The sequence below is a fragment of the Streptomyces sp. CB09001 genome (assembly GCF_003369795.1).
GTDB lineage: Bacteria > Actinomycetota > Actinomycetes > Streptomycetales > Streptomycetaceae > Streptomyces.
Map to the genome: position 1 here is coordinate 3,923,261 of NZ_CP026730.1, position 21,953 is coordinate 3,945,213.

Sequence of the window (21,953 nt, forward strand, 5' to 3'; positions counted from 1 at the left end):
GGCTCGGTTCGACTCTTCGGCCGGGAGCCTCAGGGCCCTGTCGTGGCATACAGCGTGTGCAGGTCGATCAGACGTACGTCCGGTGAGGTGGCGGCGGCGTGACGGGCCTTGGCGTTGAAGCCGGCGCCGCTGAAGCAGAGGAGCCGGGTGTGGCTGGTGTCGTAGCGAGAGGTTCGGGTGATGACGTCCCGGATGTGACGCAGCCGGTCGATGTGGGCGAGGCCCATCATGTCGTTCCACTTGGCCTCGCCGATCGCCAGGAGCGGGGCTTTGCCCCTGTCGGCGACTCCGACGACGGCGACGTCGACCTCGTGGGAGGCGCGCGCCGACGGATCGCTCACGACGCCCTGGCCGACGTGGGCGGGAAGGCCGCCGAAAAGATCGGGGTCGGCGTGGTGCAGTGCCCACTCGCGGCAGACCTGCTCGAAATGAGGGCCGAGGATGTTGACCACGAAGCGGCGGCGGCTGGCCTGCCAGACCCGGGCGGCGCTTCCGGGGCGTTCCAGCTGGGGCCAGACCGGTCGCATTACCGCGTGGTAGAAGGCGATCAGGGGCTCGGAGATGCGATACGTGGAGCGGTTGGCGCGGAAGGCGTCGGCTTCGCGCCGGAGCAGTCCGGAGTCCTCCAGGACGTTGATCGGGTGGGCGATGTCGGTGGCCTTGCGTTCCAGGTAGCCGGCCATGCCGCCACGCGTGGTGTTGCCCTCTGCCACCGCACCGAGCACCGAGAGGTAGAGCGCGGTGTCGCGCAGGTCGGGTTCCTCGGCGAGCAGGTAACGGGCCTCACGGAAGAGTGGCGTCTCCGGGTTCAGTACGGTGCGGATGACCCAGTCGTCGAAATCGTCCGGCCCGGACGGGCTGTCGCCGCGCGCGAATTCCCGCCGGTATGCGGGGGTACCGCCCACGACGGCGTGCACCTCCAGGGCCAGTCGTGGGTCGTCGATCCCCCAGAACCGCGCTGCCAGCCGGTGATCGAGGGAACGAACCACGAGTTCCAGGCCTGCACGGCCGCGCAGTGGTGCGTTTCCGGACAGCAGGCGGCCCATGAACGACAGTGCCGAGCCGCAGAGCAGGAGACGGGCGCGGGAGCCGACGCGCTGCTCCCGCAGTGGCCGGAGTGCGTTCTGAATGATCGACGGCAGTTCCGGGTTGGCCTTGGCCAGGTAGGGAAATTCGTCGATCACCACTGGCACCGGCCGGTCGGTGCCCAGAGCCAGCAGGGCGTCCACCGCCTCGTGCCAGTCGGCGAAGTGGTACGGGCTGGCGGGACGGTCATGTGCCGTGAGGGCGGTGCTCAGTCGGCGCAGGGACTCGGCGTCGGCAGCCTCTGTCGCGCCGAAGTAGAAACCGCCTGCCGCTTCGCAGACCGCCTCCAGCAGGAAGGTCTTCCCCTGGCGCCTCCTTCCGGAGACGACCCCCAGCGTTGCCCCTGGTTGGGGGTCGGTGACGAACCGGGTCAGAGCCGCCCACTCGTGGTCGCGGTCGAACATGTCCAGGGGTTTCTCCATGCGGCCGCCTCATGATGTAGGGGTGTGTTTTTATAAACTGTACTCCTATGAAATGCCACCCCGACGGCTCCCGGACGAAGAGGCGCGCGGTCGGCGCTGGCAGGTCTCGCTCTTGGCCATCGACCAGGCCCGGCCGTCGGTTGGGTCCCGGGCTGTTCCCGGGCCGCCCCCGGACAGAACCGGGGATGCAGCCGCATTGCGGAGCTGGGCACCTCGGATGCCGACCGCGCGTCCACGAACCTAGCCGTAGCCACTGACAACGGCCTGCTCATGAGAAGCCGGCGGGGAGCCTCTAGGCAGACGGTGCCAGGCTGCGCACGACGTCGAACTCGTTGCCCTCGGGGTCGGCCATGACCACCCAGCTCCGGCCGGGCCCCTGGCCCACGTCCACCTTGGTGGCGCCGAGGGCGAGGAGCCTGGCCGCCTCGTCTTCCGTACTGCCGTCGATCGGACTCACGTCCAGGTGGAGCCGGTTCTTCACCGTCTTGCCCTCAGGCACCCGGATGAAGACGATCGTGGGCGGCATCTGGCGGGCGCGGACCTCCTCGACCGTCGGCTCCCAGGAGCCGATCTCGACCTTGCCCTCGCCCCGGTCGATCACCTTGAAGTCCAGCACCGCGCACCAGAAGGCCGCGAGCCGCTCCGGATCGTGGCAGTCGAGGACCAACTCCGTGAACCTACTGGTCATTTCTCCCCCAGGCAGTGCGGACGGGCGCTCAGCCTATGGGGCGGCCTCTACCGCCATCGAGCCCACTTTCAGTTCCCGGCGTCCGGCCCACCGGATTCGTGCTCCTCGGCGACCGCGTACCCGGGCACCGACGGCCACCGCACCGTCAGCACCACGGTCTCCTCCTCCGCGTACCAGGAGTGGTCGACGCCCCTGCCCCACACGACGTAGTCGCCCTGTTCGGCCAGTACGACGCTGCGGCCGGGGAAGTCGACCCGGAAGCGTCCGCTGATGAGGACCTGCAGCGCGGTGCGGTCCTCGCCGGTGACCCAGTGGGCCCGCTCGTCCCCCTTCGGATGGACGCCCCACTTGATCTCGACGTCCTCGCTGTGCCGGGGGTCGGAGGCGTCCTTGAAGTGCCCCAGCAGCCATCCCCGGTCCAGTGCCGCGTCCTTGCCCGCGTTGCCCACGTACACGCCGTCCGTCATGCTTCCGGAAGCTAGCAGTGGAAAACCCTTCGCCCCCGACCGACCCTCCAGGTACGGTCACCGGCGCGTTCGTAGCGGTGATTCCCACGTCGAAAGCAGGTTTCGTCCATGGCATGTCGTATCGGTGAGCTCGTGCTCGGTTGCCACGACCCCGAGGTGCTGGCGCGGTTCTGGTGCGAGGTGCTGGACTTCGTCGTGCTCGACCGTGAGGGCAACGAGTACTTCGAGATCGGGGCGCGCGACGGGTTCGGCGGATCGCAGCCGACGATCATCCTGAGCCGCCGGGACGAGCCGGAGCCCGGCAAGTCCCGGCTGCACATCGACCTCAACGCCACCGACCGCGATCAGGACGCCGAACTCGAGCGCCTGCTGAAGCTCGGGGCGCGGCCGGCGGACATCGGGCAGACCGGCGAGGAGCAGTGGCACGTCCTCGCCGATCCCGAGGGCAATGAGTTCTGTCTGCTCAAGGCCCGAATCCGCCCGCTGTGAGTGGCCGGCTCGTCACGCCGGTTCCACCGGGAGCCACAGTTCCGTTGTCGCCGTCGTGAAGTCGTCCGCGCGGTCCAGGACGGAGACGATCGACGGGCCCGGGCGCAGGCGCCACGGGTTGGAGGGGAACCACTCGGACGCCGTGGCCGCCCAGGTGGTCTGGAGGGCGTCCGGATAGGGGCCCGAGCTGCGGAAGACCGCCCATGTGCCCGCCGGAACCTCGATGGCGTCGAGGTCGTCGGGGGCCGGGGTGCCGGCGGTGACGGCCACGCCGTGGAGGTAGGTCAGTTCGGTGCCCTCCGGACTGTCCTGGGCCACGTCGTCGCTGACCTGGAGCAGGCCGGCCGGTTCCGTGTCGCCGAGGGACTTCAGGCGGACGTGGGCCTCCTGGGGGAGGGCGGCGATGTGCTGCTGGATGTGCGGGTTGACGCCCTCGTGGATGAGCGGGACGCGGGTCGCGTGTCCGATCAGGCGGAAGGCGGGGCGGTCGGTGAAGCGGGTGTCCATGGGGGTGCTCCCTTCGACGGTCAGGCGGAACCTGAGCTGCGGCTGTGTCCGAAGGGGGCCGCCGTCGCGGCGTACGTCGCGCGGGGCGGCGCCGTGGACCGACCGGAACGCGCGTCCGAACGCCTCCGTGGAGCCGTAGCCGTACCGGACGGCGATGCCCAGCAGGTCGTCCCCGCCCCGTACGACGTCGGCGGCGGCGACGGTCATGCGGCGCCGGCGGACGTACTCCGACAGCGGCATGCCCGCCAGCGACGAGAACATCCGGCGCAGGTGGTACTCGGTCGTGCCGAGCCTCGCGGCCAGCGCGGGGACGTCCGGCTCCTCGCCGAGGTGGTCCTCGACCAGGTCGACCAGGCGGTTCAGTGCCGAGATCATGCGGCCTCCCTTCGGCATCCACCGTGGCAGGGGGCACATGGGCGGCGCCCGATCGCCGCGGTCCGGTCCGGTCGGTTGTGTCGGTTCGGTCGGTCCGGTCGGTTCGGTCAGGCGGGCGCCGGCACCGGGGGCTGGTCCGGCCACGTGACGGCGTACCCGGGGTCGCCCCCGCGGGACAGGCGTACGTAGCGGAGCAGTTCGCGGACGATTCCCGCGTTGCCCATCGCCCAGCCGAGCTGGGGTTCGAGGTCGCCCGGGTTGGACCGGAAGTCGACGTTGGACCAGCGGGCGCCCTCGCGGTCGCGGGTGGCGCGGGCGGTCAGGTCCGTGACCAGGACGTCGGCGAAGTCGGACGCGTCCCGCTGCTCGGCGATCCGGTCGCAGGCCAGGGCCAGGACACCCGCGGTGCCGCAGCAGCGGCCGTTGTTGTCCCAGAAGCCGGGGCGCAGCCGCCGGGGGAGGCCGGAGCGGGTGACCGTGTGCCAGCAGCGGTCGGCCAGGGCGGTCCAGGCGGGGTCGGAGGTGACGTCGCGCAGGGTGCGGAAGAGCTGGGCGTCGCCGGACGGGCCGTGGCACCAACCGTAGCTGACCGGGTCGATCAGGTCCGGGAGGAACTGCGGGGTGGAGTGCGGGGCCAGGAAGCCGTCGGGGCCGGCGGAATCGCGGGAGACGACGTCGGCCACGGCGGCCAGCGCCAGGTCGAGCAGGTCCTCGCGGCCGGTGGCGCCGCCGACGCGGGCGAGGGCCAGGGCGATGCCGAGGGTGCCGTGCGAGACGTGGTGCAGGCGGGAGTCGGTGTCCGGGCGGTGCGGCCAGTGGACGCCGTGCGCGGTCTGCTCCGCCGTACGCAGGTACGGCTCCAGGGCCAGGACGGCCAGGTCGGGGTCGCCGGCCAGCAGGGCGCCCAGGCCGATGCCCGCGTTGCCGCCCATCAGCTCGAAGAGTTCGCCCCAGCGCGAGCCGTCGAAGCGGGAGCGGACCAGGCGCAGGGCGCGGTCGGCCGCCTCGCCCGAGGCCGGGTCGCCCAGTTCGGTGTGGACCGTCCGCAGGACCAGGGCGAGTCCCGTGCGGCCGAAGTAGAGGGAGTCGTCCACCAGGTCGTCGACGTGGGCGGCGAGGGCCCGGGCCGCGCGCAGGGCGGTGTCGGCGTACGCGTCGTCGCCGAAGTGCCGCCACGCCTCCAGGAGCACGGGGACGTTGCCGGCCGTGCCGTTGTAGAGCATCGGCTCGACGGCCTCCTCCGAGGGCCTGACCGGCCAGGCGAGGCCGCCGTCGGGGGTCTCCCGCGCCGCCCCCGTCAGCCAGCGCAGCCCGTCCACCGCGATGTCCTCGACCTCGTCGACCGCCACGCCCGTGGCTCCTGGTGCCGTCATGGGGCCACTCTCGCACCTGCCGAGCAGGGGACGGCGGGACTAACCTCCGGTCATGCCGAGCTTCGAGATCACACCGATAGGCACGGTCCGCAACGACCGGACGGACGTCCAGCACACGGACAACTGGGGTGCCGTCCGCAGCACGATCACCGTCGACGAGCGCTTCGGAGAGGCGTGCCTCCAGGGGCTGGAGGACTTCTCCCACGTGGAGGTGCTCTTCGTCTTCGACCGGTTGCCGGAACTCGACGACTACCGCGAGCCCCGCCCGGGCCGCGGCCGGGCCGACCTCCCGCCCGTGGGCGTCTTCGCGGGGCGCGGGCCCCGGCGGCCGAACCGCATCGGGTCGACGTGCTGCGCCGTCGTCTCCGTCCGCGGCCGGGAACTGACCGTGGTGGGTCTGGACGCGGTCTCCGGCACGCCGGTCGTCGACCTGAAGCCGGTCATGGCGGAGTTCAGCCCGGTGGACGTCCGGCAGCCGGAGTGGGCCGGCCGGCTGATGGCGGAGTACTTCCGGCCGTAGGCGGGCCGCTCCCGGCCCCGGGTGCGTCCGTCGGCTCAGCTCGCCGTCGTCAGGTGGCCGCGGTCGCCCCGGCGCCCCCGCAGGGTCCGCCACACCGTCCCCAGGGCCAGCGACTGGACCAGCGCCGAGAGCACGATGCCGCCGACGAAGAACCACGTCGGGGCGGAGCCGTCCCAGCCCGCCTCGCCGAGCCAGGCCACGAAGCCGAAGGCCGGGAAGGTGAACAGGGCCGGCCAGACCCAGATGAGGGACGCGTCGGGGCCGGTCCCGAAGAGGGTCTGCGCCGCGGCGACCGCCATCGCGCCGCCGACGACGGTGAGGTACACCGCCGAGACGCGGTTGGCGAGGGCCAGGCGGACGAGGCTGCGTATCCGGTCGGTCCCGTCGGTCCGATCGGTCCCGTCGGTCCGATCGGTCCCGTCGGTCCGATCGGTCCGGTCGGTCCGGTCGGTTCGGGCGTTGTTCGGCTGGTTGCTGTTCATGGGATCCGGGCTCCCCGCGGTGGTGGTCGTGGTCGTGCTCCTGAACCAGGGTCGACCGGGAGCCCGCCCCGGGCCTGAGTACCCGTACTCAAGTCCGGGGCGACGCGGTACCCGCCTGCGGGAGGCCCGTACGGCCTATACCGACAGGGGGACTTCGTGGATCTCGTCCGCCTTGTGGCCCGCGCGTTCGTGCACGCGCTGGACCGCCTCGGCCGACGGCCCCTCGGAGAGGCAGTAGATCGTGCCGGAGGCCGGGTCCGCCCACGCCTGTTCGAAGTGGACGTTCTCGTCCTTCTCCACGGCGAGATCGGCCTGGTGGGCCTGGTGCAACTGGTCCGAGGTGATGCCGTGCATCCCACGGTGTACGTCCATGAAGTGAGCCATGGCGTCTCGCACCCCCTTCAGGGTCCTTCTTCCAGGGTGCGCCCGCGCGGCGGCCGGGGCGAACCGGCCGCCGCACCACTGTCGACCGCCTGCCACCGCCTGCCACCGCGCCGCGGCCTGCCGCGTCAGCCAGGGCCTACCGCGTCAGCCGCGGCCTACCGCGTCAGCCGCACTGGCAGGGGCTGCCCGACTGGCAGCCGCAGCCGCAGCCCGAGCCGCAGCCGCAGGCGGCGATCAGCTGGAGGCTGCGGACCTCGGTGGGCTGCTCGGTGGGGCGTTCCTGGGCGGGGTCGGGCTTCGTGCTGGGGGAATCGGCCATGGTTCCTCCTGGAGCGGGTGCCTGGCGCCCTGGGTTCCGGGGCCCCGGGGTCCTGAGTCCATTGCACGCCCCGAACCGCCGTCGCATCAACGGCGCACGGAAGCGAACGCGCGCCCCACTGCGCCGTTGACGCGCGCGGGACTCAGGCCCTCAGGCTCCCTCGACCTGCGTCGCCGGCTGGATGTCCGCCTGGAGGTCGTCCGCGTGCTCGCCGGTGACCAGGTAGACCACCCGCTTGGCGACCGCGACCGCGTGGTCGGCGTAGCGCTCGTAGTAGCGGCCCAGGAGCGTGACGTCCACCGCCGTCTCGATGCCGTGCTTCCAGCGGTCGTCCATCAGGTGCTGGAAGAGGGTGCGGTGCAGGAGGTCCATCGCGTCGTCGTCCTGCTCCAGCTGGAGGGCCAGGTCGACGTCCTTGGTGATGATCACCTCGGCGGCCTTCGCCATCAGGCGCTGGGCGAGCTGGCCCATCTCCAGGATGGTCGCGTGCAGGTCGTGCGGCACCGCACGCTCCGGGTAGCGCAGCCGGGCCAGCTTGGCCACGTGCTGGGCCAGGTCGCCCGAACGCTCCAGGTCGGCCGACATCCGCAGCGAGGTCACGACGATGCGCAGGTCCGTCGCCACCGGCTGCTGCCGGGCCAGCAGGGTTATCGCCCGCGCCTCCAGCTCGTGCTGGAGGTCGTCGACCTTCTGGTCCGCCTCGATGACGGCCTCGGCCAGCTTCAGGTCGGAGTCGAGGATCGCGGTCGTGGCGCGTCCGATGGCCGACCCGACCAGCCGGGCCATCTCCACCAGACCGTCACCGATCGAATCAAGTTCCTCGTGGTACGCGTCCCGCATCAGGATTCCCTCTCGTACGTCCGTTTCGGGGGCTCGAGGACGGCCTCGCGCCCCTCGCCGTGCCCCCACGCTTACACGTTCCGGCCTGTACGCGTCCGTTTCCGGCACCCCAAATGAACCATCCCTGGCTCCAAGGTGAACTCTGGGCGACGAGTGTTCGAGGTCGCACCCGGATGGCTGGGGCGGGACGGTCCGCCGTGCCTAACCTGGAGACATGGACGTGAACGCGGCGGTCGCCGCAGTGGCAGCGATCGCCGGAGTACTCACCGGCGTCATCGCCATGCTGGCGTTCCGCTGGAGCGAACGGGAGCAGAAGCGCCCCACCCGCACCTCGCTCCACACCGACCCCGTGCTGCCGCCCGGTGTCGACACCGTCCTTTCCGTACTGCGCTCCTCCGCGGTCGTCCTCGACGAGGCCGACGCGGTGGTCAAGGCCAGCTCTGCGGCGTACGCCCTCGGCCTGGTCCGGGGCGGCAGGCTCGCCGTCGAGCCGATGTTGCAGATGGCCAGGGACACCCGGCGGGACGGAGAGATACGGCAGGTCGAGCTGGACCTGCCCCGGCGCGGCAACGGGCGGGGGGAGGCCCTCGCCGTCTCCGCACGCGTCGCGCCCCTGGGGTCGCGGCTGGTGCTGCTGCTGGTCGAGGACCTCACCGAGGCCCGCCGCATCGAGGCCGTACGGCGCGACTTCGTCGCCAATGTGAGCCATGAGCTGAAGACGCCGGTGGGGGCGCTCTCGCTGCTGTCCGAGGCCGTGATGGACGCGGCGGACGACCCGGAGGCCGTGGAGCGGTTCGCCGGGCGGATGCAGATCGAGGCGACCCGGCTGACGAACCTGGTGCAGGAGCTCATCGACCTGTCCCGGGTGCAGAACGACGACCCCCTCGACGACGCCGAGCCCGTCCGGGTGGACGAGCTGGTCGCCGAGGCCATCGACCGCTGCCGGCACGCGGCCGGCACCAAGCAGATCACCATGGCCGCCGGAGGCACGGCGGATCTGCACGTGCGCGGCAACCGCGGCCAGCTCGCCGCCGCCCTCGGCAACCTCGTCGAGAACGCCGTCAACTACTCGCCGGCCCGCACCCGCGTCGGCATAGCCGCCCGCCGCGTCGCCGCCCCCGGCGGCGACCTGATCGAGATCGCCGTGACCGACCAGGGCATCGGCATCTCGGAGAGAGACAAGGAGCGCGTCTTCGAGCGCTTCTACCGCGTGGACCCGGCCCGCTCACGGGCCACCGGAGGCACCGGTCTGGGTCTCGCGATCGTCAAGCACGTGGTCGCCTCGCACGGCGGGGAGGTCACGGTGTGGAGCGCCGAAGGCCAGGGCTCCACCTTCACCCTGCGACTGCCGGAGGCGGGCCTCGCCCGCGACCGCGCGCAGCGCCGGTCCGACCACGCCGGGCTCAGCGACGAGACCGAGCGGTCGTCCTCATCCCCGCATTCCCCGCATTCCCCCCATACGTCCACGTACGAAACGTTTCCTGCCCCGGAGGTCCTTCCGTGACCCGTGTGCTCGTCGTCGAGGACGAGGAGTCCTTCTCCGACGCCCTGTCGTACATGCTCCGCAAGGAGGGCTTCGAGGTCGCCATCGCGACCACCGGCCCCGACGGACTCGACGAGTTCGAGCGCAACGGCGCCGACCTCGTGCTCCTCGACCTGATGCTGCCCGGCCTGCCGGGCACCGAGGTCTGCCGCCAGCTGCGCGGCCGCTCGAACGTTCCCGTGATCATGGTGACCGCCAAGGACAGCGAGATCGACAAGGTCGTCGGGCTGGAGATAGGGGCCGACGACTACGTCACCAAGCCCTTCTCCTCCCGCGAGCTGGTCGCCCGCATCCGTGCCGTACTGCGGCGGCGCGGTGAGCCCGAGGAGGTCGCTCCGGCCGCCCTGGAGGCCGGCCCCGTCCGCATGGACGTGGACCGGCACGTGGTGACCGTGGGCGGCACCAAGGTCGACCTGCCGCTCAAGGAGTTCGACCTGCTGGAGATGCTGCTGCGCAACGCGGGCCGGGTGCTGACCCGCATGCAGCTGATCGACCGGGTCTGGGGTGCCGACTACGTCGGTGACACCAAGACCCTCGATGTCCACGTCAAGCGGCTGCGCGCCAAGATCGAGCCCGACCCGGGCGCGCCGCGGTACCTGGTGACGGTGCGCGGACTGGGCTACAAGTTCGAGCCGTAGGCCGGCCCACCGGCCGCCCGACCGCGGCGGCCCACCGGACACGGCGAAGGGCGGGACCTCACGGAGAGGTCCCGCCCTTCGGTCGTACGCCGGTGCGTCCGTACGGTGCGTCCGTACGGTGCTCAGTGGCCGGCTTCGGTGCCCGCGCCGGTCTCGGTGCCGGTGCCGGTCCCCGTGCCGGTCCCGTCCGTGTCGCCGGTGGCCCCACCGGTGGACTCGTCCGTCCCGGGGGCCGTCTCGCCGTCCGCCGGGGTGCCCGAGGTCTCACCGTCGGCCGGTTCGCCCGAGGTCTCCGCGGAGGCCTCCCCGGAGGGCTGCGCGGAGGCGCCCGGGGCCGCCGGGGTCTCGCTCGGGCCCCACTCGGCGAAGAAGCTCTCGGCGGGGACGACGAACGCGCGCAGGCTCACGGCGCCGGTCTCGCTGAAGTTGAAGGTGATCTTCTGCGCGTTGCCGTCCTGGACCGCCTCGCGGCTGCTGGGCAGGACCGCCGCGGCGTTGTCCTTGCCGCCGAGGATCAGGCGGCCGCCGGCCGGGACGGTCAGGTCGCCCTTCTCGCCCTTGGCGGGCTTCAGCTCGGCGGACTTGTCGGTACCGGCCACGGTGACGGACTCGAGGGTCTGGTCCTTGTCACTGCTGTTGAACAGGGTGGCGGAGACCACGGCCGGGCCGGTCGACTCCAGGTCGGGCTGGGTGATGACGACCGCGTTCTGGACCTTGATGTCGCCCACGGACGTCGCAGCGTTGTCCGGCTTGATCTCCAGCGTCTGGGCGTTGTGACCGGCGCCGCACGCGGCGAGCGAGGCGATCGAGAACGCGATGGCGGCGGCGGCGAGGGCACCGCGTCGAAGGCTGCTGCTCACGGCGGCGGCAACTCCTTGGACTCGAGCGGGGTGGCGGCAACGGATAAAGCCGCCCTAAGTGGCTGTCAGCGGCCTCAGGCTACCGAGCCGTTGTTGAGCCGCCGCACCCGACCCTCCCCGAAGACATCCGGCTTCGCTCGGCAGGCGGTAGCCGCCGGGGGCGGCACGGGCGCCGTCCCCGCACGGTCGGGGCGCCGGCAGGCGTTGTTCCGTTGGGCCCTTTAGCGGCTCGTACTCGTCCGACATTCAGCTATGAAGCCCTGCGCCATACAGGTCGGGATCGGTACGCGAAATTTCCGTGAAGGAATGCGCGGGCGGCCAGGAAATTGATCACCGCGGGACGGTCGGGGGCGCGTCGTGATCAATTCCGGATTCGTCCGGAACCCTGCCGCGGCCTCCGAACGGAGTAGCGGAAGTCGCACGCACGGAACCGGACATATCGGGATCTTCGGGCGGGTGGCGAGGGCTCCGGATGTGTGTGACGTGCGTGTTTCGACCGGCCTGGAGAGCGGCTCCGACCTGCGAATACGTTCTTCCGCTCGCCCGGCGCAGCACGTTCCTGTTGCTGTTGTCAAGCCCCGAGATATGCCCTGACCTGCGAAAACGCCATTCAGAAGACGCCGTTTCCGTGTTACCCTGGATAGCCACGGAAGGGGTACCTGTCACATGACGTTCAAGGTTGGCGACACCGTGGTCTATCCCCATCACGGGGCCGCGCTGATCGAGGCTATCGAAACTCGCCAGATCAAAGGCGTGGACAAGACCTACTTGGTGCTGAAGGTCGCCCAGGGCGACCTGACGGTACGTGTGCCAGCGGACAATGCGGAGTTCGTCGGCGTGCGTGATGTGGTCGGTCAGGACGGGCTGGACCGGGTCTTCGAAGTACTGCGCGCGCCGTACGCCGAGGAGCCCACGAACTGGTCGCGTCGTTACAAGGCAAACCTGGAGAAGCTCGCCTCCGGCGACGTCATCAAGGTCGCGGAAGTCGTGCGCGACCTGTGGCGCCGCGAGCGCGAGCGTGGACTCTCCGCAGGTGAGAAGCGCATGCTCGCCAAGGCCCGCCAGATCCTGGTGAGCGAGCTGGCTCTCGCGGAGAACACCAACGAGGACAAGGCGGAGGCCCTGCTCGACGAGGTGCTCGCCTCCTGATCCGACTGGATCCGAGGCGAGGCGCAGACCGTCACCCACTCGGTTCAGCGCACTGAAATGCCGCGGTGCCCGATGACATCCTTGCTGTCGCCGGGCGCTGCGGCATGTTCGTACCCGGATACGGTTTCCGGCATCCGGACGTCCGGATGCCGATGATCCTCGTACGCTCACCCCGGGAGGTTTCCCCGGGTCCTGGCGTGCCGGGCCCGGGCTGCTGGCTCGACCAGGGTCACGGAAGGGTCCGGTCAAGGCGTCGCGCCCGGCACGGTGAGGCCATACCCAACTAGGTCGAGCACACAAACCTGACAGGAACCGATGTCTGACGAATCGCGTCCCTCACCCGCCGAGACGGCCGCGGAGACGCCCGCGGAGACGCCCGCCGCGGACCGTCCGCGTGCCAGAACCGCCGCCGTGATTCCGGCCGCGGGCCGGGGCGTGCGGCTCGGCCCGGGTGCCCCCAAGGCCCTGCGCGCGCTGGGCGGCACCCCCATGCTCATCCACGCGGTCCGGGCGATGGCCGCCTCCCGCGCGGTCTCCCTCGTCGTGGTCGTCGCCCCGCCCGACGGCGCGGGCGAGGTCAAGAGCCTCCTCGACGCGCACGCGCTGCCCGAGAGGACGGACTTCGTCGTGGTGCCCGGCGGCGAGACCCGGCAGGAGTCGGTACGGCTCGGCCTGGACGCGCTGCCGCCCGAGTACGACATCGTCCTCGTGCACGACGCGGCCCGGCCGCTGGTGCCGGTGGACACGGTGGACGCCGTGATCGACGCCGTGCGGGAGGGCGCGCCCGCGGTGGTGCCGGCGGTGCCGCTCGCCGACACCGTCAAGCAGGTCGAGCCCGCGGCGGCGCCGGGCGGGCCGGAGCCGGTGGTGGCCACTCCCGAGCGGGCGCGGCTGCGCGCGGTGCAGACCCCGCAGGGCTTCGACCGCGCGACGCTGGTGCGGGCCCACGGGACGGTGACCGACGACGTCACCGACGACGCCAGCATGGTCGAGCAGCTCGGGCTCGCGGTGGTGGTGGTGCCGGGGCACGAGGAGGCGTTCAAGGTGACGCGGCCGCTCGACCTGGTGCTCGCGGAGGCGGTACTGGCGCGCAGGAGGCTGAACGATGGGTTCTGAGGCGGGCGGGCAGACGGTGCTGCCGCAGGTCGGGATCGGTACGGACATCCACGCCTTCGAGGACGGGCGTGAGCTGTGGTGCGCCGGGCTGAAGTGGGAGGGCGAGGGCACCGGGCTCGCCGGGCACTCCGACGCGGACGTCGTCGCGCACGCGGCGTGCAACGCGCTGTTCTCCGCGGCGGGGGTCGGCGACCTGGGCCAGCACTTCGGTACCGGGCGGCCGGAGTGGTCCGGGGCGTCCGGGGTGACGCTGCTGACCGAGGCGGCGCGGATCGTGCGGGCGGAGGGATTCCGGATCGGGAACGTCGCGGTGCAGGTGGTCGGCGCGCGGCCGAAGATCGGCAAGCGGCGGGACGAGGCGCAGGAGGTGCTCTCCGCGGCGGTGGGGGCGCCGGTGTCCGTGTCCGGGGCGACGACGGACGGGCTGGGGTTCCCCGGGCGGGGGGAGGGGCTGATGGCGGTGGCCACGGCGTTGGTCGTGCGGGTGCCCTAGCCGGGCGGGGGCGGCGTGAGGAGTGCCGCCCGGGGACGCGCCGTGCGGGGCTCCGCCCCGCGCCCCCCAGGGGCTCTGCCCCGCGCCCCCCAGGGGCTCCGCCCCTGGACCCGGCCTGTGCCCACCCACCACCCGACTCGCGGGGACAAGGAGTCGCCGCAACAACGGCATGCGTGTGCCCCTGGCACTGCTCGGCGCCTACTACCCTGGACACGTGACTATTCGCCTGTACGACACCAGCGCCCGGCAGATCCGTGACTTCGCCCCCCTCACGCCGGGCTGTGTCTCGATCTACCTGTGTGGCGCCACCGTGCAGGCCGCCCCGCACATCGGGCACATCCGGTCGGGGCTGAACTTCGACATCATGCGCCGCTGGTTCGCGTACCGCGGCTACGACGTCACGTTCGTCCGCAACGTCACCGACATCGACGACAAGATCATCTGGAAGGCGGCCGAGCAGAACCGCCCCTGGTGGTCCATCGGCTACGAGAACGAGCGGGCGTTCAATGACGCCTACGACGCCCTCGGCTGCCTGCCGCCGACGTACGAGCCGCGCGCCACCGGCCACATCACCGAGATGGTCGAGATGATGCGCGGGCTCATCGAGCGCGGGCACGCCTACGAGGCCGAGGGCAACGTCTACTTCGACGTACGGTCCCTGCCCGGGTACCTCTCCCTTTCCAACCAGGACCTCGACGAGCTTCGCCAGCCTGCCGGAGAAGGCGAGATCGGCAAGCGGGATCCGCGCGACTTCGCCATGTGGAAGGCGGCCAGGCCCGGGGAGCCCAGCTGGGAGACGCCGTGGGGCCGGGGACGGCCCGGCTGGCACCTGGAGTGCTCCGCGATGGCGCACAAGTACCTGGGCGAGGAGTTCGACGTCCACGGCGGCGGGATCGACCTGATCTTCCCGCACCACGAGAACGAGATCGCCCAGGCCAAGGGCTTCGGCGACGCCTTCGCCCGCTACTGGGTGCACAACGCCTGGGTCACCATGAGCGGCGAGAAGATGTCCAAGTCGCTCGGCAACAGCGTGCTCGTGAGCGAGATGGTCAAGCAGTGGCGCCCAGTCGTGCTGCGGTACTACCTCGGCACCCCGCACTACCGCTCGACCATCGAGTACAGCGAGGAGTCCCTGCGCGAGGCCGAGTCGGCGTACGCGCGGATCGAGGGCTTCGTGCAGCGCGTCACCGAGCTGGCCGGCCACGCCGTCGAGCCCGCCGCCGAGGTGCCGCCCGCCTTCGCCGAGGCGATGGACGACGACCTGGGCGTCCCGCAGGCGCTCGCGATCGTGCACACGACCGTCCGGCAGGGCAACAGCGCGCTGGCCGCCGACGACAAGGACGCCGCCGTGGCACGGCTCGCCGAGGTGCGGGCCATGCTCGGTGTGCTCGGCCTCGACCCGCTGGACGCGCGCTGGGCCGGGGAGCAGGAGCAGGGCGAGGACCTGCGGCACGTCGTCGACAGCCTCGTACGGCTCGTGCTCGACCAGCGCGAGGGCGCCCGGGCGCGGAAGGACTGGGCCACCGCCGACGCCATCCGCGACCAGCTCGCGCAGTCCGGACTGGCCATCGAGGACAGCCCGCAGGGGCCCCGCTGGAGCCTCGGCTCCCGCTGACCCGAGTCCCGGATCGTAGATCGATTGTGCCGCCCGGCCCTCCGGGCGGCACACTGCACAAGACGCACGTACGACGCACACCCCCAAAGACCCCCGTAGACCCCGAAGACCCCGAGAAGCAGAGAAGCGGAGACAGGTACTCATGGCCGCGAACAACCGCCGCATGTCCGGCAAGAAGGGCGCGCAGGTCGGCAGCGGCGGCAAGCGACGCCGGGGCCTGGAAGGCAAGGGGCCGACGCCCCCCGCCGAGATGCGCAAGGGGCACGCCAAGCAGCGCGCCGCCAACGCCAAGGCGCGCCGCACCACGGGCCGCCCGCAGCAGCGGCGCGGCGGGGGGCGCTCGACGTCCGAGCTGGTCGTCGGCCGCAACCCGGTCTACGAGGCGCTGCGCGAGGGCGTGCCCGCCTCCACGCTCTACGTCCAGCAGTTCATCGACAACGACGAGCGGGTGCGCGAGGCCCTCCAGCTCGCCGCCGAGCGCGGTGGCATCAACCTCATGGAGGCGCCGCGTCCCGAGCTGGACCGGATGACCAACGGGCTCAACCACCAGGGCCTCGTGCTCCAGGTCCCGCCGTACGAGTACGCGCACCCCGAGGACCTGGTCGCCGCCGCCCACGACGAGGGCGCCGACCCGCTGATCGTCGCGCTCGACGGCGTGACCGACCCCCGCAACCTGGGCGCCGTCGTCCGCTCCGTCTCCGCCTTCGGCGGCCACGGCGTCGTCGTGCCCGAGCGGCGCGCGGCCGGCATGACGGCGGGCGCGTGGAAGACGTCCGCCGGTACGGCCGCCCGTACGCCGGTGGCCCGCGCCACCAACCTCACCCGGGCGCTGGAGTCGTACCAGAAGGCCGGCCTCACGGTCGTCGGCCTCGCCGCCGACGGCGAGGCCGAGCTGGGCGACCTGGAGGCCCTGGGCGGCCCCGTGGTCATCGTCGTGGGCAGCGAGGGCAAGGGCCTGTCGCGCCTGGTCGGCGAGACGTGCGACGTACGGGTCCGCATCCCGATGCCGGGCGGGGCCGAGTCGCTGAACGCCGGTGTGGCGGCGGGCATCGTGCTGTACGAGGCCTCGCGTCGACGCCCCTGAACGGGTGTTCGCCGTATAGCTCAAACGGGGTGTTCGAGGCGGTCCGGACATGCTTGACGCGGTCCGGACAGATCGGGCCGGTCAAGGCAGTGTCCTAACGACACATCACTCGGTTAGATGAGTGTGGACACCAGAACACCCCGCACACCCACGGGGGACCGCTCGTCGGGATACGACGACGCTCCCGCGCTGAGCATGGTGAAGGTGCCGAGCGATCCGGCCCAGGTCATCGTCAACCACGCGAGCTTCCGCGTGCAGTTCGGTGCCTCCGCGCGGCGGACCCAGTCCCCGCGGATCGCGCGGCACCTGAGCGCCACCCAGGACACCGCCCGCATGCCCGCCGCCCCGGGCCGCCGCCGCGCCGTCGTGTGGAGCGGGCGGTCCGACCCGGACGACACCGGTGCGCACCGGCTGCTCCAGGCGGTGCGGGCGGGAGCCGGTCACCACCCCCGGGACCCGGCCGCCGACCGCTCCGCCGACGCCGGAGCCACCCAGGTCATCCCCCGGGTCGACCTCGACGGCGGCCCCCTGGACTACGACGGCGGCCCCGCCACCCAGACGCTCGAGACCCCCCTCGTCGGCGCCCAGCGCGGCCCCGTCCCCGACGGCACCCGGCTGCTGCCCGCCATGCGCACCGTCGGCAGCGCCTACGACGAGCCGGCCTACGACGACTCCGCCTACGGCACGCAGGAGTTCGGGACCGGCCCCGGCGGCTACGGCGACGACGGTTACGGCCCCGACTACGACGAGACCGAGCGAGGGGGCGAGCCCCGCAGCCGGCGCCGCACCGACGACCCGGCACGGCACGCCTACTTCCCCGGCCGCCGGATGAACCTCGGCGTCGTCCTGCTGCCGCTGCGCGTCTTCCTCGGCTTCATCTCCATCTACGCCGGCATGGGCAAGCTCTGCGACCCCGTCTACTTCGACGGCGGCGAACGCGGCTCCATGGTCAAGTGGCTCAACACCCTGCACCCCTGGGACGTCGCGGAGCCGCTGCGCCAGTTCGCCCTCGCCCACCCGGTGGGCGCCGGGCTGGTCATCGCCTTCCTCCAGGTGCTGGTGGGCGTCCTGACCGTCCTCGGCTGCTGGCAGCGCGTGGCCGCCGTCGTCGGCGCCGGCCTGTCCGCCGCGCTCCTGGTCACCGTCAGCTGGAAGAGCGTCCCGGTCTACGACGCGCCCGACATCATCTACCTCGCCGCCTGGTCCCCGCTGATCATCGCCGGGGCCCCGGTCTACTCCGTGGACGGCAGGCTCGCGGGCAGCGCCTGGCGCCGGCTGGGCCCCCGCGCCGACATCTGGGACCTGCGCCGCTACGTCCTGCGCCGCGGCGCGCTCATCACCTTCCTCGTCGCCGGAGTCACCCTTCTCGTCGGCTCCGTCCTCGGCGGTGCCGTCCGGGACGCCGACCGCGTGGTCGTCCCCGGGCCCGGCGAGTCCCCGCGCAACGAGCTACCCGGCTCCCCGCTCCCGCAGGACCCCGGCACGCGGGGACCGAAGACCTCGTCTCCGGAGGCCTCCGCCTCCCCGACCCAGGGCGCCACGGGCGACAGGTCCACCCCCTCCCAGGACGCGGCGACCACCCCCGGAGCGACCCGCGACAGCAGCGGCACCGCCACCGGCGGCGGTACGCCGACCCAGACCCAGGGCACCACGGGCCAGGCCCCGCCCCGCCGGTCCTCCCCGGCCGGCCAGGCACCGAGCACCACGGCCGGACCGACCACGGGCGGCACCTCGACCGGCGGCAGCGGCGGCGGGGGCTCCACCGGCTCCACGGGCAGCGGTGACGGCGGCGGCTCGTCCTCCACCGGAGAGCCCGGCGGCCGCCTGGTGGGCGGCCTCCTGGGCTGACCCGACGCGTTCGCGCCCTGCCTCCCGGGTGACAACGGGGGACAGGGCGCGCGTCGTTGGTGCGTCAGTGCGTCGACGCGGCGTACGCCACGAAGCTCGCCCAGGTGCCCGGCGCGAGGGCTAGCCGGGCGCCGGCGGTGTGTTTGGAGTCGCGCACGTGGATGGCGCGGGGCGCTATCGCGATCTCCACGCAGGAGTTGCCGTCGGGACCGTCGCTGTAGCTGCTCTTGAACCAGACCAGTTCAATGGTGTCCTCTGCACAAGCCTTGCGGATCATGTCTCTCCCAGCACCTGCTCGATGAAGGCCAGCGACTCCCGAGGAGTGAGAGCCTGCGCCCGGATCGTCCCATACCGCAACTCAAGGATCCGCAGGTGCTTCGGGTCAAAGGTCGGCCGACCGCTGAACGCACCGTCGGAACGACCCGCTGCCGTACCGTCCGCGAACTTCAGCACCTCGATCCGTCCATCCAGCCCAGGGTGGGCTCCGGCGCTGATGGGCATCACCTGAAGCGTGACGTGCCGCAACCGTGCGACCTCCAGCAGGTGTTCGAGTTGCTGGAGCCACACCGCCGTAGTCCCGACGCGTCGGCGCAGCGTTGCCTCTTCGAGTACGAAACTCAGAGCGGGAGCCGGTGACCGCTCGAAGATGGACTTCCGAGCCATACGAGCAGCGACCAGACTCTCCGCCTCCTCTTCCGAGTACGGCGGCTGCCACACCTCGAACAAGGCCCGTGCATGCTCCGGCGTCTGCAGCAGCCCATGAATGCTGAGCCCGACGTACACGCCCAGCTCAACCGCCCTGGACTCCAACTGCGCCAGCGCCCGGACGCTCTTCGGGTACCGGACCTTCTTCACGTCCTCCCAGGCCGCCGAGAGAAGCCCACCGGCCGACAGCACCTCGTCGGCCCTGTCCAGGTACTCCTGCCGGGGAATCCGCTTCCCGCCCTCGACCTTGTAGACCAGGTCCTCCCCGTACCCCACCGCCGCCCCGAACTCGCCTGCCCGCATCCCGACGGCCTCGCGCCGCAGCCTCAACTGCCGCCCCATCGTGGTGATGACCGCGACGCCCCATTCGTCGTCGGGGTCGACCTCCCACCCCGGCTCATCCACGTCATCCGCCATGGTGCGCACCCCTTCGTCGGCGAGTTGCATCACACGTTACGCACACATGGCCACGCTGAGTGACGAGCTTCGAGAATCCCTCAAGATCGCTGTTACCGCAGTGAGTTGTACGCCACCGCAACCCATGTTCTGAGGTTCCGGTGCCGTCGGTGCCCTACCAAGACGAAGAACCCGGGGAGAAAGAACCCGACCAAGCCCCACCCCTCCCGCCCGAGGCGCGTCGTCACTCGGGTGGGTGAACATCACCGGCTTAGCTGGATTTCCGGGTCCCCAACTCCCCTACTCTCAGCGCAAGCAAGGACATCCGAAAAGACTTCGGCCCCCGCTGGGACTGCAATCCCGGGGCGAGGGCCTAACCACTAGGAAGCAATACCCAAGGAACTTCCCGATGGATACCCAAAACACTAGCGCGCCCCCGCCCGCCCAGTCAGCCCCCGCCGACAATCCGACTCGTACGCGTCGCCACGGTGGCGGCATCACCCACGACAACACCCGCCACACCACCCGCTTCGTGGTGATCGGCAACCACCTGGTCCAGCACAAGGACCTGTCGCTCCTCGCGATCGGCCTCGGCTGCCACCTCCAGTCGCTGCCCACCGGCGCGGGCGCCGACATCAAGTCGCTCGCCGCCCGCTTCCCCGAAGGCCCCACCCGTATCGCCGCCGCCCTGCGCGAACTGGAGGCCCACGGCTACCTGCGCCGCGAACGCCACCGCACGGAGACCGGCCGCATCGTCACCCGCACGGTCTCCTGCAACCAGCCGCACGCGGGTCGCCGCGAACCGGCCGACACGGGCTGCCCGCCCGCGAAGCGCACGCCCCCGCCCCCGCGCCGTACGGGACCCAAGGCACTCCCCGCCGTACCGCAGCCCGGCAGCACCGCCCCTGCCCTCCTCCAGGCGGCCCTCGACCTCCTGGCCACCCTGCGCCGCCACGACCCCCGTCTCCTGCTCTCCGCGACCGACACGGCCCACCTGGTCCCGGGCGTCGCGGCCTGGCTGGAGCGCGACGTCGCCCCCAGCGCCGTACGCCACGCCCTGACCACCGACCTCCCCGACGAACCCCTGCGCCGCCCCGCAGCTCTCCTGGCCCACCGTCTCGCCGCGCAGTTGCCACCCCCTCCGCCGTTCAGGGCGTCGGCCGGTCCGCCACCACCTCGCTCCTACGAGATGCGCAACTGCGACGGCTGCGACCGCGGCTTCCGTGCCCCCGAGACCGAGGACCGCTGCCGCGACTGCCGTACGGCGGCCGACGACGCACTGCCCGGGACGCCTTCCGACTCCCCAGCCGTCCCGGACGACCTCACTGGCCAGTGCACTCTCGGGAGGACTGCATGAGTACTCGGGCCGACCACGGGCACGAGCTGGTACCTCGTCCCGAGCAGACGCCGGACGCGCTGAGGGCCGCCCTCGCCGTCGTTGCCCCCGGGCGCCTGCCGGAGATGCAGCAGACCAAGGACGAGGCGTTCGCCAAGGCCCTGGAATGGCAGTCACTCAACCCGGTACGCAGCTGGGTCCTGGCCTGGGCCCGTGACATCGAGATCGCCCGGCACCCCGACCTCGCGGCCCGCCACTCCAGGGCCAAGAACAACCTGGAACACGACGACGCGGATGTGGCCCGTGAAGCCCTGCGAGAGCTGAGTGCCGTCCTGGACGAGGCGATGACGGCAGTTCGCGCTTGAGCTGGGTGGGAGTACGCCTTCGGCGCCGAGGAAGCCGCCCGAACCGTACGTCGTCCAGATCGCCTACCTGGGATTCTGAGGCGGCGCACGCCAGAGCAAGACCGTGCAGGGCCCTCAGCGGCCGCTCAGGGCCGCCAGTTCCCGGGCCGCCTCCGTCAGGTCCTTCGCGGTGTCGATCGCGCGCCAGTAGGAGCCCTGGGGGATCGGGAAGCCGGCCAGACGGTTCTCGCGGGCCAGGCGGGGGAACGTGGTGCGCTCGTGGTCGCCGCGTTCCGGGAGCATCGCGGCGAACTCCGGCGAGAAGACGTACACGCCCGCGTTGATCTCGAAGGTCGACGGCGGCGCCTCGATGAAGTCGGTGATGTGGCCGAAGCCGTCCGTCTGCACGGCGCCCCACGGGAGCCGCGGGCGGGCCAGCGCGAGGGTCGCGACGGCGTCCCGCTCGGCGTGGAAGTCGGCCATGTCGCGCAGCGAGAAACGGGTCCAGATGTCGCCGTTGGTGGCGTACCAGGACCGGTCCGGGTGCGGGAGGTGGGCGGCGGCGTACCTGAGGCCGCCGCCCCGGCCCAGCGGCTCGGTCTCCACGACGGTGGTGACGGAGAGCGGCAGGTCCGCGCTCTCCAGCCACGTCTGCAGCACCTCGGCGAGGTGGCCGCAGGAGACCACGACGTCGGTGACACCCTCCTCGGCGAGCCAGGCGAGCTGATGGCCGATGATCGGAGTCCCGGTGCCCGGAATCTCGACCATCGGCTTGGGCCGGTCGTCGGTGTAGGGACGCAGCCGGGAACCCTGCCCGCCGGCCAGGACGACGGCTTGAACGGGGCGGCGGGACGCGGCGTTCGGATCGGTCATG

The 21,953-nt window shown here is 71.8% G+C and carries 25 protein-coding genes; 12 read left to right on the plus strand and 13 right to left on the minus strand.

Annotated features, from left to right (window positions below; translation table 11 throughout):
• Positions 1-29 precede the first annotated feature (29 nt).
• The 3 genes from C4J65_RS18215 to C4J65_RS18225 all read right to left on the minus strand — a co-directional run bounded on the left by C4J65_RS18215 (position 30) and on the right by C4J65_RS18225 (position 2,663).
• Entirely contained in the window at positions 30-1,508 is a 1,479-nt protein-coding gene (locus tag C4J65_RS18215; protein WP_115743357.1) for an ATP-binding protein, read from the minus strand.
• Between the two features lie 292 nt (positions 1,509-1,800).
• Positions 1,801-2,196 carry a VOC family protein gene (locus tag C4J65_RS18220; protein ID WP_115743358.1) on the minus strand — a complete coding sequence of 132 codons (396 nt, stop codon included), beginning with the start codon at positions 2,194-2,196 and terminating at the stop codon, positions 1,801-1,803.
• A gap of 68 nt (positions 2,197-2,264) precedes the next feature.
• Complete coding sequence (locus C4J65_RS18225; RefSeq protein WP_115743359.1) at positions 2,265-2,663, minus strand: signal peptidase I; 399 nt, start codon at positions 2,661-2,663, stop codon at positions 2,265-2,267.
• Between the two features lie 108 nt (positions 2,664-2,771).
• Between C4J65_RS18225 and C4J65_RS18230 the strand changes: the two genes are divergently transcribed.
• The gene (locus C4J65_RS18230) at positions 2,772-3,152 is read left to right on the plus strand and encodes a VOC family protein (RefSeq protein WP_115743360.1); all 381 of its coding nucleotides are present in this window, start codon (positions 2,772-2,774) and stop codon (positions 3,150-3,152) included.
• Positions 3,153-3,164: 12 nt separating this feature from the next.
• Here C4J65_RS18230 and C4J65_RS18235 read toward each other — a convergent pair whose 3' ends face one another.
• Positions 3,165-4,034 (minus strand): AraC family transcriptional regulator, encoded by an 870-nt coding sequence (locus C4J65_RS18235; protein ID WP_162833235.1) that lies wholly within the window; start codon positions 4,032-4,034, stop codon positions 3,165-3,167.
• A 107-nt stretch (positions 4,035-4,141) separates the two neighbouring features.
• On the minus strand, positions 4,142-5,407 hold the full coding sequence (locus tag C4J65_RS18240) for a lanthionine synthetase LanC family protein (protein ID WP_115743361.1): 1,266 nt from the start codon (positions 5,405-5,407) through the stop codon (positions 4,142-4,144).
• A 52-nt stretch (positions 5,408-5,459) separates the two neighbouring features.
• Here C4J65_RS18240 and C4J65_RS18245 point away from each other — a divergent pair, with 52 nt between their 5' ends.
• The gene (locus C4J65_RS18245) at positions 5,460-5,927 is read left to right on the plus strand and encodes an SAM-dependent methyltransferase (RefSeq protein ID WP_115743362.1); all 468 of its coding nucleotides are present in this window, start codon (positions 5,460-5,462) and stop codon (positions 5,925-5,927) included.
• 35 nt (positions 5,928-5,962) lie between these two features.
• Here the strand turns inward: C4J65_RS18245 and C4J65_RS18250 are convergent, their stop codons facing one another.
• The 4 genes from C4J65_RS18250 to phoU all read right to left on the minus strand — a co-directional run bounded on the left by C4J65_RS18250 (position 5,963) and on the right by phoU (position 7,952).
• Positions 5,963-6,409, minus strand: coding sequence for a hypothetical protein (locus tag C4J65_RS18250; RefSeq protein ID WP_115743363.1), 447 nt, complete (start codon positions 6,407-6,409; stop codon positions 5,963-5,965).
• A gap of 135 nt (positions 6,410-6,544) precedes the next feature.
• On the minus strand, positions 6,545-6,793 hold the full coding sequence (locus C4J65_RS18255; protein WP_030868395.1) for an SCO4226 family nickel-binding protein: 249 nt from the start codon (positions 6,791-6,793) through the stop codon (positions 6,545-6,547).
• 163 nt (positions 6,794-6,956) lie between these two features.
• Positions 6,957-7,112: a hypothetical protein gene (locus C4J65_RS36360; RefSeq protein ID WP_205351033.1), complete on the minus strand. Its 156-nt coding sequence runs from the start codon at positions 7,110-7,112 to the stop codon at positions 6,957-6,959.
• Between the two features lie 150 nt (positions 7,113-7,262).
• Positions 7,263-7,952, minus strand: coding sequence for a phosphate signaling complex protein PhoU (gene phoU / locus C4J65_RS18260; protein ID WP_031047766.1), 690 nt, complete (start codon positions 7,950-7,952; stop codon positions 7,263-7,265).
• Positions 7,953-8,166: 214 nt separating this feature from the next.
• Here phoU and C4J65_RS18265 point away from each other — a divergent pair, with 214 nt between their 5' ends.
• Complete coding sequence (locus C4J65_RS18265) at positions 8,167-9,456, plus strand: ATP-binding protein (RefSeq protein WP_115743364.1); 1,290 nt, start codon at positions 8,167-8,169, stop codon at positions 9,454-9,456.
• Entirely contained in the window at positions 9,453-10,133 is a 681-nt protein-coding gene (locus C4J65_RS18270) for a response regulator transcription factor (RefSeq protein ID WP_003974745.1), read from the plus strand. The genes C4J65_RS18265 and C4J65_RS18270 overlap by 4 nt, the downstream gene beginning before the upstream one ends.
• Before the next feature lie 122 nt (positions 10,134-10,255).
• Here the strand turns inward: C4J65_RS18270 and C4J65_RS18275 are convergent, their stop codons facing one another.
• A complete protein-coding gene (locus C4J65_RS18275) occupies positions 10,256-10,993 on the minus strand; it encodes a DUF461 domain-containing protein (protein ID WP_115743365.1) in 738 nt (245 codons plus the stop codon).
• Positions 10,994-11,659: 666 nt separating this feature from the next.
• Between C4J65_RS18275 and C4J65_RS18285 the strand changes: the two genes are divergently transcribed.
• The 6 genes from C4J65_RS18285 to C4J65_RS18315 all read left to right on the plus strand — a co-directional run bounded on the left by C4J65_RS18285 (position 11,660) and on the right by C4J65_RS18315 (position 18,298).
• Entirely contained in the window at positions 11,660-12,142 is a 483-nt protein-coding gene (locus C4J65_RS18285; RefSeq protein WP_003953493.1) for a CarD family transcriptional regulator, read from the plus strand.
• Between the two features lie 315 nt (positions 12,143-12,457).
• A complete protein-coding gene (gene ispD / locus C4J65_RS18295; RefSeq protein WP_115743367.1) occupies positions 12,458-13,258 on the plus strand; it encodes a 2-C-methyl-D-erythritol 4-phosphate cytidylyltransferase in 801 nt (266 codons plus the stop codon).
• Positions 13,248-13,751 (plus strand): 2-C-methyl-D-erythritol 2,4-cyclodiphosphate synthase, encoded by a 504-nt coding sequence (gene ispF, locus C4J65_RS18300; protein WP_115743368.1) that lies wholly within the window; start codon positions 13,248-13,250, stop codon positions 13,749-13,751. Before ispD ends, ispF begins: the two co-directional genes overlap by 11 nt.
• Positions 13,752-13,965: 214 nt before the next feature.
• Positions 13,966-15,366: a cysteine--tRNA ligase gene (cysS, locus tag C4J65_RS18305; RefSeq protein WP_115746508.1), complete on the plus strand. Its 1,401-nt coding sequence runs from the start codon at positions 13,966-13,968 to the stop codon at positions 15,364-15,366.
• Positions 15,367-15,508: 142 nt separating this feature from the next.
• Complete coding sequence (gene rlmB, locus C4J65_RS18310) at positions 15,509-16,450, plus strand: 23S rRNA (guanosine(2251)-2'-O)-methyltransferase RlmB (protein WP_115743369.1); 942 nt, start codon at positions 15,509-15,511, stop codon at positions 16,448-16,450.
• A 117-nt stretch (positions 16,451-16,567) separates the two neighbouring features.
• Positions 16,568-18,298, plus strand: coding sequence for a DoxX family protein (locus C4J65_RS18315; protein ID WP_162833236.1), 1,731 nt, complete (start codon positions 16,568-16,570; stop codon positions 18,296-18,298).
• A gap of 64 nt (positions 18,299-18,362) precedes the next feature.
• Here the strand turns inward: C4J65_RS18315 and C4J65_RS18320 are convergent, their stop codons facing one another.
• A complete protein-coding gene (locus C4J65_RS18320; RefSeq protein WP_115743371.1) occupies positions 18,363-18,575 on the minus strand; it encodes a DUF397 domain-containing protein in 213 nt (70 codons plus the stop codon).
• Complete coding sequence (locus C4J65_RS18325) at positions 18,572-19,420, minus strand: helix-turn-helix transcriptional regulator (RefSeq protein WP_115746509.1); 849 nt, start codon at positions 19,418-19,420, stop codon at positions 18,572-18,574. Before C4J65_RS18325 ends, C4J65_RS18320 begins: the two co-directional genes overlap by 4 nt.
• A gap of 388 nt (positions 19,421-19,808) precedes the next feature.
• Here C4J65_RS18325 and C4J65_RS18330 point away from each other — a divergent pair, with 388 nt between their 5' ends.
• The gene (locus C4J65_RS18330; RefSeq protein WP_240330452.1) at positions 19,809-20,756 is read left to right on the plus strand and encodes a helix-turn-helix domain-containing protein; all 948 of its coding nucleotides are present in this window, start codon (positions 19,809-19,811) and stop codon (positions 20,754-20,756) included.
• Entirely contained in the window at positions 20,753-21,100 is a 348-nt protein-coding gene (locus C4J65_RS18335; RefSeq protein ID WP_115743372.1) for a hypothetical protein, read from the plus strand. The genes C4J65_RS18330 and C4J65_RS18335 overlap by 4 nt, the downstream gene beginning before the upstream one ends.
• A gap of 114 nt (positions 21,101-21,214) precedes the next feature.
• Here C4J65_RS18335 and C4J65_RS18340 read toward each other — a convergent pair whose 3' ends face one another.
• Positions 21,215-21,952 carry a nucleotidyltransferase family protein gene (locus tag C4J65_RS18340; RefSeq protein ID WP_115743373.1) on the minus strand — a complete coding sequence of 246 codons (738 nt, stop codon included), beginning with the start codon at positions 21,950-21,952 and terminating at the stop codon, positions 21,215-21,217.
• Between the last annotated feature and the right edge of the window lies 1 nt (position 21,953).

Coding starts and splice junctions, on each gene's coding strand:
- C4J65_RS18215 (WP_115743357.1), bottom strand. CDS start 1,508: ATGGAGAAACCCCTGGACATGTTCGACCGCGACCACGAGTGGGCGGCT.
- C4J65_RS18220 (WP_115743358.1), bottom strand. CDS start 2,196: ATGACCAGTAGGTTCACGGAGTTGGTCCTCGACTGCCACGATCCGGAG.
- C4J65_RS18225 (WP_115743359.1), bottom strand. CDS start 2,663: ATGACGGACGGCGTGTACGTGGGCAACGCGGGCAAGGACGCGGCACTG.
- C4J65_RS18230 (WP_115743360.1), top strand. CDS start 2,772: ATGGCATGTCGTATCGGTGAGCTCGTGCTCGGTTGCCACGACCCCGAG.
- C4J65_RS18235 (WP_162833235.1), bottom strand. CDS start 4,034: ATGATCTCGGCACTGAACCGCCTGGTCGACCTGGTCGAGGACCACCTC.
- C4J65_RS18240 (WP_115743361.1), bottom strand. CDS start 5,407: ATGACGGCACCAGGAGCCACGGGCGTGGCGGTCGACGAGGTCGAGGAC.
- C4J65_RS18245 (WP_115743362.1), top strand. CDS start 5,460: ATGCCGAGCTTCGAGATCACACCGATAGGCACGGTCCGCAACGACCGG.
- C4J65_RS18250 (WP_115743363.1), bottom strand. CDS start 6,409: ATGAACAGCAACCAGCCGAACAACGCCCGAACCGACCGGACCGACCGG.
- C4J65_RS18255 (WP_030868395.1), bottom strand. CDS start 6,793: ATGGCTCACTTCATGGACGTACACCGTGGGATGCACGGCATCACCTCG.
- C4J65_RS36360 (WP_205351033.1), bottom strand. CDS start 7,112: ATGGCCGATTCCCCCAGCACGAAGCCCGACCCCGCCCAGGAACGCCCC.
- phoU (WP_031047766.1), bottom strand. CDS start 7,952: ATGCGGGACGCGTACCACGAGGAACTTGATTCGATCGGTGACGGTCTG.
- C4J65_RS18265 (WP_115743364.1), top strand. CDS start 8,167: ATGGACGTGAACGCGGCGGTCGCCGCAGTGGCAGCGATCGCCGGAGTA.
- C4J65_RS18285 (WP_003953493.1), top strand. CDS start 11,660: ATGACGTTCAAGGTTGGCGACACCGTGGTCTATCCCCATCACGGGGCC.
- ispD (WP_115743367.1), top strand. CDS start 12,458: ATGTCTGACGAATCGCGTCCCTCACCCGCCGAGACGGCCGCGGAGACG.
- ispF (WP_115743368.1), top strand. CDS start 13,248: ATGGGTTCTGAGGCGGGCGGGCAGACGGTGCTGCCGCAGGTCGGGATC.
- rlmB (WP_115743369.1), top strand. CDS start 15,509: ATGGCCGCGAACAACCGCCGCATGTCCGGCAAGAAGGGCGCGCAGGTC.
- C4J65_RS18315 (WP_162833236.1), top strand. CDS start 16,568: ATGAGTGTGGACACCAGAACACCCCGCACACCCACGGGGGACCGCTCG.
- C4J65_RS18320 (WP_115743371.1), bottom strand. CDS start 18,575: ATGATCCGCAAGGCTTGTGCAGAGGACACCATTGAACTGGTCTGGTTC.
- C4J65_RS18325 (WP_115746509.1), bottom strand. CDS start 19,420: ATGGCGGATGACGTGGATGAGCCGGGGTGGGAGGTCGACCCCGACGAC.
- C4J65_RS18330 (WP_240330452.1), top strand. CDS start 19,809: ATGGATACCCAAAACACTAGCGCGCCCCCGCCCGCCCAGTCAGCCCCC.
- C4J65_RS18335 (WP_115743372.1), top strand. CDS start 20,753: ATGAGTACTCGGGCCGACCACGGGCACGAGCTGGTACCTCGTCCCGAG.
- C4J65_RS18340 (WP_115743373.1), bottom strand. CDS start 21,952: ATGACCGATCCGAACGCCGCGTCCCGCCGCCCCGTTCAAGCCGTCGTC.